This window comes from Aequitasia blattaphilus (assembly GCF_024721305.1).
Taxonomy (GTDB): domain Bacteria; phylum Bacillota; class Clostridia; order Lachnospirales; family Lachnospiraceae; genus Aequitasia; species Aequitasia blattaphila.
The window spans coordinates 248,409-262,034 of sequence record NZ_JAMXOD010000001.1; the positions used below are offsets into that span (position 1 = coordinate 248,409).

Genomic DNA, 13,626 nt, shown 5'->3' on the forward strand with positions numbered 1-13,626 from the left:
ACCAAAAGTGGATTTCTTTCAGTATATGTGAAAGAAATAGGTGAAATCTTTCAGTTCTTCTCCATGTTCATATTATCAATATCTCGATAAAATGAATATAAGAACTGAATAGACAAGCGTCAAATACATTCCTACTGCTTTTGCGATGAGCATAAGCCATAAGAGTTGGTTGCGCCATGACCACGAGAATTGTATCACAGAGAAACGTGAAAGCGATAAAACAACAACTCTTAGTACTAGGTGGCTCCTAGATACCGGCGATGACAGGTGGTAGGGATAATGATACTTCCGTTTCGTCATAGCCCGTGCGTTAAAAGCGTCCCCGGTAATGAAAGCGGCTGCCGGAGATCCCGGCAGGATGAAGAAATAGATTTCTTCTCATGGTGCAAAGCTAGCCCTTTGCCGTTTGATGGCTTCCCGACTACTGGGGTGTTGAGAACAAATAAGTATTGAAAATATAAAGTCAAGTGTGCAAAGGAATAATCCAGTACCTTTGCACATTTGACAGTTAGAAATAACCTTTTGCTATCTTTTAAATGTTTTTAGAAGATATTAAAGGGTTGTTTTTTTTCAGAGAAGGGAGGGGCTTTAAAATGATGAATATGAAGGTGAGGGATAATGAAAAAAACGTTCCCCTTTGGGAGAAGTTCAATTTAACGATAACCGAAGCAGCAGAGTATTTTAATATTGGAGAAAAGAAGCTAAGGAAGCTTACAGATGATAATTTAGATTGTGGATTTGCGATTTATAACGGAACAAAAGTATTGATTAATCGTAAAAAATTCGAAGAGTTTCTCAATCAAATATCCAGTATTTAAGTGGGTTACATGTTTGGACGGGAGCTGAGAATGTGATATAGTATTTATATCGCACTAAGGCTTTCTTGAAACAGAAGGGAGCGATAGAAATGAGTGAAAAGAGACGAGATAATAAAAATCGAATTTTACGAAATGGAGAAAGCCAAAGGAATGATGGAAGGTATGTATATGTATACGTAGATGGTAATGGAAACCAGAAGTTCTTGTATAGTTGGAAGCTTGAGCCAAATGATACACTGCCTAGTGGGAAGCGAGATTGTGTGTGCTTAAGAGATAAAATAAAACTTTTAAAAAAGGATCAAGCAGACGGTATTATTGCAAATGCAGGAAAAATGACTGTTTTGCAGTTGGTCGAGAAATACATAAGTCAAAAAACTGGCGTTAGACATAACACGGAAGCTAATTATCGATTTGTCATCAACATTATCAAGAAGGAAGAATTTGGAAGTAGACGAATTGATAGTATCAAGCTTTCAGATGCCAAAGCTTGGCTGATCAAATTGCAGGCTGACGGAAGAGGATATAGTACAATCCATACGGTAAGAGGTGTGGTCAGACCGGCTTTTCAACTTGCTACAGATGATGATCTTATTCGCAAGAATCCTTTTGAGTTTCAATTAGCCACGGTTGTGGTAAATGATAGTGTGACAAGGGAAGCGATAACAAGAGATCAAGAACGAAAGCTTCTGAAATTTATAAAAAATGATAAGCATTTTTCTAGATATTATGATGGTATATATGTCCTATTTAAGACAGGTGTACGTATTTCTGAATTTTGTGGCTTGATTGCTGAAGATATAGACTTTGAAAATCAAAAACTTCGTATTAACCGTCAGTTACAGCGAACGCGGAATATGCAATACATAATTGAATCCCCGAAGACAGCTAACGGTGAAAGATATGTTCCCATGGATAAAAAATTGATGAAATGCTTTAAGAGAATCTTGAAGAATCGGAAGTCGGTAAAGGTAGAACCGGTGATAGACGGAATTCATGGCTTCCTGTTTTTGGATAAAAATGGCATGCCGATGGTTGCCTTGCATTGGGAAAAGTATTTCGAACATATATATCATAAATATAATAAGACCTATAAGGAAGAGATGCCCAAAGTTACACCTCATGTGTGCCGGCACACGTTTTGCTCTAATAAAGCGAAAAGTGGTATGAATCCGAAGACGTTACAGTATATAATGGGACATGGAGATATCGGGGTTACCCTTAATACGTATACGCATGTAGACTTTGAAGATGCTAAGAAAGAAATGAAACGGTTGAAAGAGGCTTAAAATTGCGATTAGTAAATTGACAAAAAGAGGGTTGTTTTACTAATTATTTTACTAATTTTGCAGGCAAAGATATGCCAATTTAAGCAAAGATATGCCACCAAAACCAGAAAAACAAGGATAAAGGCAAGCGTCAACAAACCGCGTAAATACGGGGAAAGTCAGTAAAATCAAGGAGAATAGGAAAGATGAAAAAAATATTATTTATCTGCCACGGCAACATATGTCGCTCACCAATGGCAGAATTTGTTCTAAAAGACATGGTAAAAAAAGAAGGAAAAGAAGCGGAGTTTTTTATAGCATCAGCAGCAACCAGCCGAGAGGAAATAGGAAATCCACCTCATCCTGGTACCAGAAGAATCTTAAGCCAGCATGGAATTGATACAAAAGGAAAACAAGCAACGCAGCTAACCAGAGCAGACTACGATAAATATGATTTGCTGATAGGAATGGATCATTACAATATTCGAAACATGGAACGTATAACAGGTGGTGACCCTGAGGGAAAAATCCATTTACTCCTATCCTTTGCCGGAGAAGATAAAGATATTGCAGACCCTTGGTATACGAACAAATTCGATGCCACCTACCGAGATGTCGTAAAGGGATGTAAAAGCTTGTTGGAAAAAATATAGAAAAGAATCGTATGAGCAATCTGGAAATCAGGTTGCTCATAATTAGTTTTAATAAGAAGAAACTCTCAATTTACTACATGATTAAGTTGAAAAGCGTTGAATTTTCTAATAACTTAAGGTGGACTTTTAAATCGAAACATATTATAATTTTCTTAACATGACGCAAAAGAGAGGTGGTGAGGTTATGGTGGTGGATACAATTCAAAAAATCAAGGAAACTGAGGAAAAGGCTCAAAAGATTATTGAAGAGGCCGATGTAAAATGCAAAGAAATCCTTGAAAACGCCACAAATGAAATCGCAAGAATTCAGCAAGATTCAAAGGAAAAAGGAAGTAAAAAAGCGGAATCAGATTTAAAAACCGCGCAGGAAAAGGGAGAGGAAAAACGAAAACTTGCCCTTGAAGAAATTAACAAGGAGGTTCTTTCGGTAAAAGAAAGTGCAAAAGCAAAAGAAGAAGAAGCAATTGCATTGATTATGAAAGAGTTAGCCTAAGTTAAGAAAGAATTAGGAGGAAATTGCCTATGGCTAAATTGCAGATGCAACGAGTGAGTATCTGCGCTTTGAAACGAGATCGAAAAGCTGTATTAGAAAAAATGCAAAAACTTGGGGTAATGGAAGTTTCTTCCATTGAAGATGAAGAATTGGAGCGGTTAGATACGCAGACCGCGAGACAAAGCTTCGATAAGAAAACAAATGGCATTGAATCAGCTTTGACGATTTTGCAGACTTATGCACCAGCGAAAACTTCGATGTTTGATGGTCTAAAGGGGAAAGACCTGATAGAAAGTGATGAATTTAATCCTGTAATCGAAGACAGAGAAGAATACTTAAGTGCTTCTAAAAAGCTGATTTCACTTGAAAAAGAAATCAGTGAAAAGAAAGCAAACATAAGTAAGACGGAGAATCAGGTTGAGGCAATCCAGCCTTGGCTGAAATTAGATATACCAATGGATTATAAGGGAACACAGCATACAAGAACTCTTATTGGAACTATGGCTCCACTGACAACGCTGGAAATGGTTTATACCTTTATCAAAGAGTATGATGACTCACTTGATGCGGTAGAGGTAGAAATTATTAATCAAGATAAGGATGCAACCTATCTGTGTGTAGTTTGCTTAAGGGAAGAGGCAGATAAGGTGGAAGAAGCCTTGCGGCTAAATGGATTCGCCAGACCTGCAAACCCTATTTCACAGATACCCCTGGCTTATGAGGAGGAATTAAAAGCAGATATTCGTTCATATGAAAAAGAGATTGAAGACAGAATAAGTCAGGTGAAAGAATTTGAATCAAAAAGAAAAGGTTTAAAATTCGTATCGGATTATTACCGCATGAGAAAAGAGAAGTACGAAGTACTTGGAACTCTGCCACAGTCAGAGAGAACATTCTTTATCAGCGGATATATACCAAAAAGAGAAGTGCCTAAAATACAGAAGGCAATCGGAGATGTCTATACGTGTATTATAGACATTGATGAACTGGGAGAAGAAGAGGAAGCGCCAGTCCTGTTAGATAACTCTACATTCCCATCAAGCGTGGAAGGAGTAGTATCTTCTTACGGTTTACCTGGAAAAGATGACGTAGACCCATCGATGGTAACATCGATTTTTTATGTGATTTTCTTCGGATTAATGCTTTCAGATGCAGCCTATGGATTGGTTGTATTTCTGGCATGTTTTATCGTTCTAAAAAAATTCCCCAGAATGGGAATAGAAATGAGAAAGTCTATACGGCTTTTCATGTACTGCGGTGTTTCTACAACTGTGTGGGGTGTACTGTTTGGCGGATACTTTGGAGATTTAATCTCTGTAGTAAGTAAGGTGTTTTTCAATAAAGAAATCATCATAAAGCCATTATGGTTCGCACCTTTGGACAATCCTATGAAACTATTGATTTTCTCCATGCTATTTGGAGTAATTCACTTATTCGTTGGTTTAGGGGTGAAAGGATATCTCTGCATCAAGAATAAAGATATAGTAGGCTTCGTAAGCGATGTTGTCTTTTGGTACATGATGTTAATAGGACTGATCTTAATGCTATTGCCAAGTCAAATATTTGTTTCCATGTCACAGATGAATATTGTTTTTCCACCAGCGATTAATACGTTGGCGAAAGGGCTCGCAATTGCGGGGGCACTTGGGATTTTTCTCATGTCCGGAAGAAGCAGCAAAAACTTTGGGCTTCGTTTAGCACTTGGTGCTTATGATTTATACAATATAACAGGATGGGTCAGTGACGTACTTTCTTACTCAAGATTATTGGCACTTGGACTTGCTACAGGAGTTATTGCATCGGTAATTAATCAGATGGGAACCATGGCAGGAAAAAGTGTGCTAGGTGTCATTATTTTTATATTTGCCTTTGTGGTAGGACACACATTTAATCTGGGTATTAACATGTTGGGTGCATACGTGCATACCTGTCGTTTACAATACGTAGAGTTTTTTGGAAAATTTTACGAAGGAGGTGGAAGAGCATTCCGCCCCTTTACAACAAATACGAATTATGTAGATTTGAAGGAGGATTAAGTTATTATGAGTGGATTAGTTTGGGCGTTATTAGGAGCTGCGTTAGCAGTTATTTTAGCAGGATGTGGTTCTGCTTATGGTGTAGGTGTTGCAGGTCAGGCAGCAGCAGGAGTTGTAACAGAAGATCCATCGAAGTTTGCAAAGGTATTACTTCTACAATTACTTCCTGGTACACAGGGAATTTATGGGTTATTGGTAGCATTTATTACATTATCAAAAATCGGTTTATTAGGTGGTCAGGCTGCAGACATTAGCATGACAACAGGCCTTTTGATTTGTGCAGCGTGTCTTCCACTTGCAATTGTTGGTTTGGTTTCAGCGATTCATCAGGGAAGAACTTCTGTAGCATCAATCGGAATCATAGCAAAGAAACCGGATCAGTTTGGTAAAGCGATGCTTTTCCCGGCAATGGTTGAGACCTACGCAATTCTTGCACTTTTGATCTCAATCTTAGCAGTTAGTGCAATTCAAGTATAGAAGGAGTGGTGTAAGTGACTGGATTAGATAAGGTACAAAACCAAATTCTAGCAGAAGCCAAAGAAGTTGCACAGGGAAAGCTAAATGAAGCGAATCAGCAAGCCAAAGAGATGATTGAAGAGGCACAAAAAGAAGCTGACAAAACTCTTGAACAAATGAATAGAAAGTCCGATGAAACAGTGAAAAAGTATGAGGAGAAAATGGAGTCCTCCATTGATATGGAGAGAAGAACAAGACTTCTCAGTGAAAAGCAAGGAATTATCAATGAGATGACCAATCGTGCCTATGAAAAAATAAAGGCCTTGGATGATGTTTCCTATTTCGCTTTTCTGTTGGAAATCTTCAAAGGTCATGTAAGAGATGGAGAAGGAGTACTCTATTTTTCTGCAAAAGACCTGGAGCGTATTCCAAGTGACTTTTTAAGTGAGATTGAAAAAGCATCTAAGGAAAAGGGCGGAAGTGTGACCGTTTCCAAGGAAGCAAAGAATATCGAAAACGGATTTGTGCTGGCTTACGGCGACATTGAAGAGAACTGTACAATAAAGGCTCTGTTTGATGATAAGAAGGATTTATTAAGAGATAAAATACATCAGATACTATTTTCATAGTAGCAGGAGGAGTATATGAGTAAACAGTTAGCCTACGCGGTTGCTCGAATTAGAGCGTTAGAAGTTTCTCTATTCTCTGACAGCATCATCGATCAGTTGATGGGTGCAAAAGACGAACCTCAGGCACTTTCTTTTTTAGAAGAGAAAGGCTGGGGAGATTCTCAAATTTCTCGAGATCCCGAAAAAATGCTGGAAAAAGAGGAAGAAAAAATTTGGGAAACAATTAATGAGTTGTCTGTTGATAAAGAAAAATTTTCTGTATTATTTTATCCCAATCTTTTTCATAACCTAAAGGCTGCAATTAAGGCAATAGGTCAGGGAAAAGAAACATGGCAGTTCTTTTATGATGATGTTGAATTGAATAGAGACGAGATGATGGAAATCATCAGAAATAAAGATTTCGCAAGCCTTCCAGAGTATATGCAGGAAGCAGCGAAAGAAGCGTATGAGTCCTTTATGCATACCAAAGACGGACAATTATGCGATGTAATCATTGATAAAGCAACGTTGGATGCAATCTATAAAGATGGTAAAAACTCAGGAGAAGCTATTATTTCCAATTATGCAGAGACGACAGTGGCAGTGGCAGATATTAAGACCGCCCTTCGTTCCAGCCAAACGAAGAAATCCCTTGAGTTTGTAAAAAGAGCCCTTGCAAAGTGCGATACAGTAGATGTTGAAGCTCTGGCAAAAGCGGCTCAGATTGGTGTGGACAGTATCAAAGACTATTTGAGGACAACGGTTTATGCAGATGGAGTGGAAGCATTAGAACATTCCCCTTCTGCTTTTGAACGTTGGTGTGATAATAAAATGATTCAAACAATCCAACCGGAAAAGTACAATCCATTTGGAATCGGTCCAATTTTTGCATATGTGATTGCAAGACAAAATGAGATTAAAACAGTGCGGGTGATTTTATCCGGTAAAAGAAATCAGTTACCAGAAAAGGAAATCCGGGAAAGGGTAAGGCAGATGTATGTATAAAATAGCGGTAATAGGCGATTATGACAGCATATACGGTTTCGCCACCCTTGGCATTGATACATTTCCAATTCATGATGAGAACGAAGCAAAGACTAAGCTTAAGGAATTAACAGGTGGATTATATAAGATTATATATATTACAGAATCCTTAGCGTCTAAGCTGACAGAAGAAATTGAAAAATATGAAGAACAAATCACACCTGCAATTATATTGATACCCGGTATCTCAGATAATACTGGAGAAGGTATCAACAGGGTGAAGCAGTCTGTAGAAAAAGCAGTAGGTTCTGACATATTATTTGGGAATCAATAATAAATAAAGGTGGGTGATCGATAAAAATGAGTACAGGTACAATAAAAAAAGTGGCTGGTCCTCTGGTTATTGCAAAGGGGATGCGCGATGCTAATATGTTCGATATCGTCCGAGTTAGTAATCAGAGATTGATCGGAGAAATTATAGAGATTCATGGAGATGAAGCATCTATTCAGGTATACGAAGAAACTTCTGGCTTAGGCCCAGGAGAACCAGTAGAGTCCATGGGAGTACCGATGTCCGTAGAACTTGGGCCAGGATTGATTTCCAGTATTTATGATGGAATTCAAAGACCTCTGGATGAAATTATGGCAGTCTCTGGAAACTCTCTGAAAAGAGGAGTTGAAGTGGACTCTCTCAAAAGAGATAAGAAATGGGACTTTAAAGCAGTTGCAAAAGCAGGGGATGAAGTAGAAACCGGAGACATACTTGGTACGGTTAAAGAAACCATTGTAGTTGAGCAAAAAATTATGGTTCCATTTGGAGTAAAAGGAACAATAAAAGAAATTAAAGAAGGGGAATTCACGGTAGAAGAGACAATCGCTGTGATTGCCACTGAAGAAGGGGACAAAGAAGTGACCATGATGCAAAAATGGCCAGTTCGTAAGGGACGTCCTTATTTAAAGAAATTGCCGCCTCAAATGCCTTTGATTACAGGACAAAGGGTAGTTGATACCTTTTTCCCAATCGCAAAGGGTGGTGTGGCAGCAGTACCGGGACCTTTTGGAAGCGGTAAAACCGTTATTCAGCATCAGCTGGCAAAATGGGCAGAGGCAGATATTGTGGTTTACATTGGATGTGGAGAACGTGGAAACGAGATGACCGACGTTCTAAACGAATTCCCGGAACTAAAAGACCCTAAAACGGGAGAATCCTTGATGGAGCGTACCGTTTTAATTGCAAATACATCAGATATGCCGGTTGCTGCCAGAGAGGCATCAATTTATACAGGTATTACAATTGCGGAGTATTTCCGTGATATGGGTTACTCTGTGGCACTTATGGCAGATTCAACCTCCAGGTGGGCAGAGGCTCTTCGAGAAATGTCTGGTCGTTTGGAAGAGATGCCAGGTGAAGAAGGATATCCGGCGTACCTAGGCAGCCGTTTGGCACAGTTTTATGAAAGAGCGGGTCAGGTTGTTGGCCTTGGAAAAGACGGAAGAATCGGATACTTATCCGTTATTGGAGCAGTTTCTCCTCCAGGTGGAGATATTTCAGAACCAGTTTCTCAGGCAACTCTGCGAATCGTTAAGGTGTTCTGGGGATTGGATTCAGCACTGGCTTATAAGCGACATTTCCCGGCGATTAACTGGTTGACCAGCTACTCACTCTATTTAGATGATATGGCAAAATGGTTTGACACAAATGTGTCTCCAGCGTGGATGGAATGCAGACAGGATATGATGAACCTTTTACAGGAAGAATCAGAGCTGGAAGAAATTGTTAAGATGGTAGGTATGGATGCTTTGTCACCAGCAGACCGTTTGAAGATGGAAGCAGCCAGATCCATTCGTGAAGATTTTCTTCATCAAAACTCTTTCCATGAAATTGACACGTATACTTCATTGGAAAAACAGCTCTCATTAATGAAGCTGGTTGTGGCTTACTACGTAGAGGCAAAAGAGGCTTTGCAAAAGGGAGCGGCAATTGATGACTTGATTGGCATGGAAGTAAGAGAACGAATTGGTCGTTTTAAGTATGTAGAAAACGATAAAATTCAGGAAGAATCCGATAAAATCCATCAGGAACTAAAAGATGAGATTAACCATATACTGGAAAGGGAGGGCTTATAAATTATGGCGAAAGAATATAGAACCATACAAGAAGTGGCCGGTCCTCTGATGCTTGTTCGTGGGGTAGAAAATGTAACTTACGATGAACTCGGTGAAATCGAGCTGGCAAGCGGTGAAACCAGAAGATGTAAGGTTTTGGAAATCAATGGAAGTGACGCTTTGGTACAGTTGTTTGAAAGCGCTACAGGAATTAACTTAAGCAATTCTAAAGTACGTTTCTTTGGAAGAAGCATGGAGCTTGGCGTATCGGAGGATATGCTGGGACGTGTATTTGACGGATTAGGAAGACCAATAGATGGTGGTCCGGAAATCTTACCGGATGCCAGAAAAGATATCAATGGATTGCCTATGAATCCGGCAGCCAGAAACTATCCCCAGGAATTTATTCAAACGGGAGTGTCTGCAATTGATGGACTAAACACACTTGTTCGAGGACAAAAATTACCGATTTTCTCTGCATCAGGACTTCCTCATGCAAACCTTGCAGCTCAGATTGCAAAACAGGCAAAGGTAAGAGGAAAGGATGAGAAATTCGCCGTTGTATTTGCGGCAATGGGTATTACCTTTGAAGAATCCAACTTCTTCATTGAATCCTTTAAAGAAACAGGAGCGATTGACCGAACTGTTCTCTTTATTAACCTGGCAAATGACCCGGCCATTGAGCGTATATCAACACCTCGTATGGCACTGACAGCTGCGGAATATCTTGCTTTTGAAAAGGATATGCATGTGTTGGTTATTATGACAGATATTACCAATTATGCAGATGCTCTTCGAGAAGTATCAGCAGCTCGTAAAGAAGTACCAGGACGTAGAGGATATCCGGGATATCTCTACACAGACCTTGCAACCTTATATGAGAGAGCGGGACGTCAAAAAGGAAAAGATGGAAGTATCACATTGATTCCGATTTTATCTATGCCTGAAGATGATAAAACTCATCCAATTCCTGACTTAACAGGATATATTACAGAGGGACAGATTATTCTGGGCAGAGATTTATACCGAAAAGGCGTTCAGCCGCCAATCGATGTTTTGCCGTCACTTTCACGTCTTAAGGACAAAGGTATTGGTGAAGGGAAAACGAGAGCAGATCACAGTAATGTAATGAACCAGCTTTTTGCAGCCTATGCCCGTGGTAAGGACGCAAAAGAACTGATGGTTATTCTTGGTGAGGCAGCTCTTACTCAAATGGATATTAAGTATGCAAATTTTGCAGATGCGTTTGAAAAAGAATACGTTTCTCAAGGATACAATACAGATCGTTCTATTGAAGAAACTATGGATATTGGTTGGAAGCTTCTTCGCATGCTGCCAAGAACAGAGCTTAAACGTATTGATGACAAATACCTAGATGAGTATTATGGAAAGTAGGTGAATAATATGGCATCTACCCAGGTAACACCAACCAGAATGGAGCTTACTCGTCTAAAGAAAAAGCTGGTTACTGCAAGAAAAGGCCATAAGCTGTTAAAGGATAAAAGAGATGAGCTTATGCGTCAATTTTTGGAGCTGGTTCGTTCCAATATGGATTTAAGACGAGGTGTGGAAGAGGGAATTAAGAGAGCAAACCGCAATTTTGTAATGGCAAAAGCCAGTATGGATGAAGCGACTCTTAATACGGCATTAATGTCTCCAAAACAAGAGATTCAATTAGAAGTAGAGGAAAAGAATGTTATGAGTGTAAACATTCCTGTGTTTAATACAAAAACAAGAACACAGGATGAAAATGACATCTACTCCTATGGTTTTGCTTTTACATCCAGCGATCTTGATGGAGCGGTAAAATCATTGTCTCAAGTATTAAAAGATATGCTGAAATTAGCGGAAGTGGAAAAAGCATGCCAGTTAATGGCTTCGGAAATCGAAAAGACTAGAAGAAGAGTAAATGCTTTGGAACACGTTATTATTCCTCAAACTCAGGAAAGTATAAAATACATCACGATGAAATTAGATGAGAACGAAAGAAGTTCTCAGGTTCGACTGATGAAGGTAAAAGATATGATGCTCGAAGACGCGCATAAATACAGCGAAAGAGCATAAAGAAATCGAGACCAAATGGAGCTGGAAATTTCGGCTGATTTGGTCTCGGTAATTTAAAGGATACACAAATTATGAAAAAAAACAATTTGATTTTAATTGGCATGCCAGCTTCAGGGAAAAGTACAATTGGAGTAGTGGCGGCAAAAAGAATGGGGTATCAGTTTATTGATACGGATTTATTAATTCAGCAGCAAGAAAAAAGACTACTGAAAGAGATTATAGAACAAGAGGGAATCGAAGGATTTCTTAAAATAGAGAATCAGGTAAATGGAGACTTAGATGTGGAGCAGGCAGTGATTTCTCCCGGAGGCAGTGTGATTTATTGTGAGGAAGCGATGAAGCACTTCAAAGAAATAGGGGTTGTTGTTTATCTGGATGTGGATTATAAGGAAATAGAAAAAAGAATTAGTGATGCAGCAGGAAGAGGGGTTGTATTAAAGGAAGGACAAACTTTAAAAGATCTGTATGAAGAGAGACTTCCGTTTTTTGAAAAATACGCCGATGTAACGGTTTCTCAAGAAGGACTCACCATCAATCAAACGATTAGTACGGTCATGAAATATTACGAAACAATTACGAATATGTGAAAAACATTTTACAAATGGGGAATATGTGGTATAATAGCCAAGAATTCAAAAGAAATTAAGAGGTGTATTTATGGAACAATATGTGATAAAAGGCGGGCACCCTTTAGTGGGCGAGGTGGAAATTGGCGGAGCCAAAAATGCTGCCCTTGCGATACTTGCAGCTGCTATTATGACAGACGATACTGTATTAATTGACAACCTTCCAGATGTAAATGATGTTAATGTTTTGCTGGATGCCATTGAAGGAATCGGTGCAATGGTACATAGAGTAGACAGACACACAGTAAAGATTAATGGAACCAATATCAGGAACATGAGTGTTGAATATGATTATATTAAAAAGATTAGAGCATCCTATTATTTACTGGGAGCTTTGCTTGGGAAATACAAAAGAGGCGAAGTAGCTCTTCCGGGAGGATGCAACATTGGGAGCAGACCAATCGACCAGCATCTGAAAGGCTTTCGGGCTCTTGGAGCAGAAATTTCCATTGAACATGGAAAAGTTGTAGCGGAAGCACATAATTTTCAGGGTGAACACGTTTACTTTGATGTGGTTACGGTGGGTGCTACGATTAATGTAATGATGGCGGCCTGCTTAGCAGAAGGAATCACCATCATGGAAAATGTGGCAAAAGAACCTCACGTGGTAGATGTTGCCAATTTCTTGAACAGTATGGGGGCGAACATTAGAGGTGCGGGTACGGATGTCATTAAAATCCGTGGCGTAAAATCTCTTCATGGAACACAGTATTCTGTGATTCCAGATCAGATTGAAGCAGGTACTTTTATGTATGCGGCAGCGGCAACAAAGGGAGACGTCACTGTTTTAAACGTGATACCAAAGCATTTAGAGTCAACCATAGCAAAGCTAAAGGATATGGGCTGTGAAGTGGAAGAGTTTGATGATGCTGTCCGAGTTGTTTCGAAAGGAAACCTAAAGTCTACCCACGTAAAGACACTACCTTATCCCGGATTTCCTACAGATATGCAGCCTCAAATAGGAGTTATTCTTGCTCTTTGTAAAGGAACCAGTACAATCACAGAAAGCATATTTGAAAACCGCTTTAAGTATTTAGATGAATTGGCACGGATGGGTGCAAAGGTAAAAGTGGAAGGAAATTCAGCAACAGTTGAAGGAATCGAAGGCTTTACCGGAGCAAGAGTAAGTGCTCCAGACTTAAGAGCTGGTGCGGCATTGTGTATTGCCGGAATGGCAGCAGATGGTATTACCATAGTAGATGATATTGTGTATATTCAACGAGGATATGAACACTTTGAAGAAAAACTCCGTGGCATAGGGGCTCTTATTGAAAAAGTTTCCTCAGAGAAAGAGATTCAAAAGTTCAAGTTAAAAATTGGATAAAATAGAATATGGAAACATCCCTTTTATTAAGAGCAGTGGAGACGAAGGATCTGTGAAACTGCGGCAACCCCCATTAAGTGGTAGGTGCTCACCTGAGCGAGTAATCGAACAATAAAAGGATTGGTTTATGAATCACGTAAAGCAGTCCTTTTTAGGACTGTTTTTTTAAAATTATTAAACAAAGGAGAATAGA

14 protein-coding genes and 1 riboswitch are annotated in these 13,626 nt (G+C 39.3%); all 14 genes read left to right on the forward strand.

Annotation, left to right across the window (positions count from 1 at the left end; all coding sequences use genetic code 11):
* Positions 1–593 precede the first annotated feature (593 nt).
* Positions 594–818: an excisionase gene (locus NHH15_RS01210; RefSeq protein ID WP_262064810.1), complete on the forward strand. Its 225-nt coding sequence runs from the start codon at positions 594–596 to the stop codon at positions 816–818.
* An 89-nt stretch (positions 819–907) separates the two neighbouring features.
* Entirely contained in the window at positions 908–2,104 is a 1,197-nt protein-coding gene (locus NHH15_RS01215; protein WP_262064811.1) for a site-specific integrase, read from the forward strand.
* A gap of 185 nt (positions 2,105–2,289) precedes the next feature.
* Positions 2,290–2,736: a low molecular weight protein-tyrosine-phosphatase gene (locus NHH15_RS01220; protein WP_262064812.1), complete on the forward strand. Its 447-nt coding sequence runs from the start codon at positions 2,290–2,292 to the stop codon at positions 2,734–2,736.
* Positions 2,737–2,920: 184 nt separating this feature from the next.
* Positions 2,921–3,229 carry a hypothetical protein gene (locus NHH15_RS01225; protein ID WP_262064813.1) on the forward strand — a complete coding sequence of 103 codons (309 nt, stop codon included), beginning with the start codon at positions 2,921–2,923 and terminating at the stop codon, positions 3,227–3,229.
* 29 nt (positions 3,230–3,258) lie between these two features.
* On the forward strand, positions 3,259–5,265 hold the full coding sequence (locus NHH15_RS01230; protein ID WP_262064814.1) for a V-type ATP synthase subunit I: 2,007 nt from the start codon (positions 3,259–3,261) through the stop codon (positions 5,263–5,265).
* Positions 5,266–5,271: 6 nt separating this feature from the next.
* Positions 5,272–5,742 (forward strand): V-type ATP synthase subunit K, encoded by a 471-nt coding sequence (locus tag NHH15_RS01235; protein WP_262064815.1) that lies wholly within the window; start codon positions 5,272–5,274, stop codon positions 5,740–5,742.
* 14 nt (positions 5,743–5,756) lie between these two features.
* Positions 5,757–6,350, forward strand: a complete 594-nt coding sequence (locus tag NHH15_RS01240; protein ID WP_262064816.1) for a V-type ATP synthase subunit E — start codon at positions 5,757–5,759, stop codon at positions 6,348–6,350.
* Between the two features lie 15 nt (positions 6,351–6,365).
* Positions 6,366–7,334: a V0D/AC39 family V-type ATPase subunit gene (locus NHH15_RS01245; protein ID WP_262064817.1), complete on the forward strand. Its 969-nt coding sequence runs from the start codon at positions 6,366–6,368 to the stop codon at positions 7,332–7,334.
* Positions 7,327–7,647, forward strand: coding sequence for a V-type ATP synthase subunit F (locus NHH15_RS01250; protein WP_262064818.1), 321 nt, complete (start codon positions 7,327–7,329; stop codon positions 7,645–7,647). The genes NHH15_RS01245 and NHH15_RS01250 overlap by 8 nt, the downstream gene beginning before the upstream one ends.
* Before the next feature lie 26 nt (positions 7,648–7,673).
* A complete protein-coding gene (locus tag NHH15_RS01255; protein WP_262064819.1) occupies positions 7,674–9,440 on the forward strand; it encodes a V-type ATP synthase subunit A in 1,767 nt (588 codons plus the stop codon).
* A 3-nt stretch (positions 9,441–9,443) separates the two neighbouring features.
* Complete coding sequence (locus NHH15_RS01260) at positions 9,444–10,814, forward strand: V-type ATP synthase subunit B (RefSeq protein WP_262064820.1); 1,371 nt, start codon at positions 9,444–9,446, stop codon at positions 10,812–10,814.
* 9 nt (positions 10,815–10,823) lie between these two features.
* Positions 10,824–11,483, forward strand: a complete 660-nt coding sequence (locus tag NHH15_RS01265) for a V-type ATP synthase subunit D (protein ID WP_262064821.1) — start codon at positions 10,824–10,826, stop codon at positions 11,481–11,483.
* A gap of 71 nt (positions 11,484–11,554) precedes the next feature.
* Positions 11,555–12,070, forward strand: a complete 516-nt coding sequence (locus NHH15_RS01270) for a shikimate kinase (RefSeq protein WP_262064822.1) — start codon at positions 11,555–11,557, stop codon at positions 12,068–12,070.
* Positions 12,071–12,140: 70 nt separating this feature from the next.
* Positions 12,141–13,433, forward strand: a complete 1,293-nt coding sequence (locus NHH15_RS01275; RefSeq protein WP_262064823.1) for a UDP-N-acetylglucosamine 1-carboxyvinyltransferase — start codon at positions 12,141–12,143, stop codon at positions 13,431–13,433.
* 20 nt (positions 13,434–13,453) lie between these two features.
* Positions 13,454–13,551, forward strand: a riboswitch (SAM riboswitch).
* Positions 13,552–13,626: the final 75 nt, after the last annotated feature.

Excerpts from the sequence above, each read along its gene's own strand:
- NHH15_RS01210 (WP_262064810.1), top strand. The coding sequence starts at position 594 with ATGATGAATATGAAGGTGAGGGATAATGAAAAAAACGTTCCCCTTTGG.
- NHH15_RS01215 (WP_262064811.1), top strand. The coding sequence starts at position 908 with ATGAGTGAAAAGAGACGAGATAATAAAAATCGAATTTTACGAAATGGA.
- NHH15_RS01220 (WP_262064812.1), top strand. The coding sequence starts at position 2,290 with ATGAAAAAAATATTATTTATCTGCCACGGCAACATATGTCGCTCACCA.
- NHH15_RS01225 (WP_262064813.1), top strand. The coding sequence starts at position 2,921 with ATGGTGGTGGATACAATTCAAAAAATCAAGGAAACTGAGGAAAAGGCT.
- NHH15_RS01230 (WP_262064814.1), top strand. The coding sequence starts at position 3,259 with ATGGCTAAATTGCAGATGCAACGAGTGAGTATCTGCGCTTTGAAACGA.
- NHH15_RS01235 (WP_262064815.1), top strand. The coding sequence starts at position 5,272 with ATGAGTGGATTAGTTTGGGCGTTATTAGGAGCTGCGTTAGCAGTTATT.
- NHH15_RS01245 (WP_262064817.1), top strand. The coding sequence starts at position 6,366 with ATGAGTAAACAGTTAGCCTACGCGGTTGCTCGAATTAGAGCGTTAGAA.
- NHH15_RS01250 (WP_262064818.1), top strand. The coding sequence starts at position 7,327 with ATGTATAAAATAGCGGTAATAGGCGATTATGACAGCATATACGGTTTC.
- NHH15_RS01255 (WP_262064819.1), top strand. The coding sequence starts at position 7,674 with ATGAGTACAGGTACAATAAAAAAAGTGGCTGGTCCTCTGGTTATTGCA.
- NHH15_RS01260 (WP_262064820.1), top strand. The coding sequence starts at position 9,444 with ATGGCGAAAGAATATAGAACCATACAAGAAGTGGCCGGTCCTCTGATG.
- NHH15_RS01265 (WP_262064821.1), top strand. The coding sequence starts at position 10,824 with ATGGCATCTACCCAGGTAACACCAACCAGAATGGAGCTTACTCGTCTA.
- NHH15_RS01270 (WP_262064822.1), top strand. The coding sequence starts at position 11,555 with ATGAAAAAAAACAATTTGATTTTAATTGGCATGCCAGCTTCAGGGAAA.
- NHH15_RS01275 (WP_262064823.1), top strand. The coding sequence starts at position 12,141 with ATGGAACAATATGTGATAAAAGGCGGGCACCCTTTAGTGGGCGAGGTG.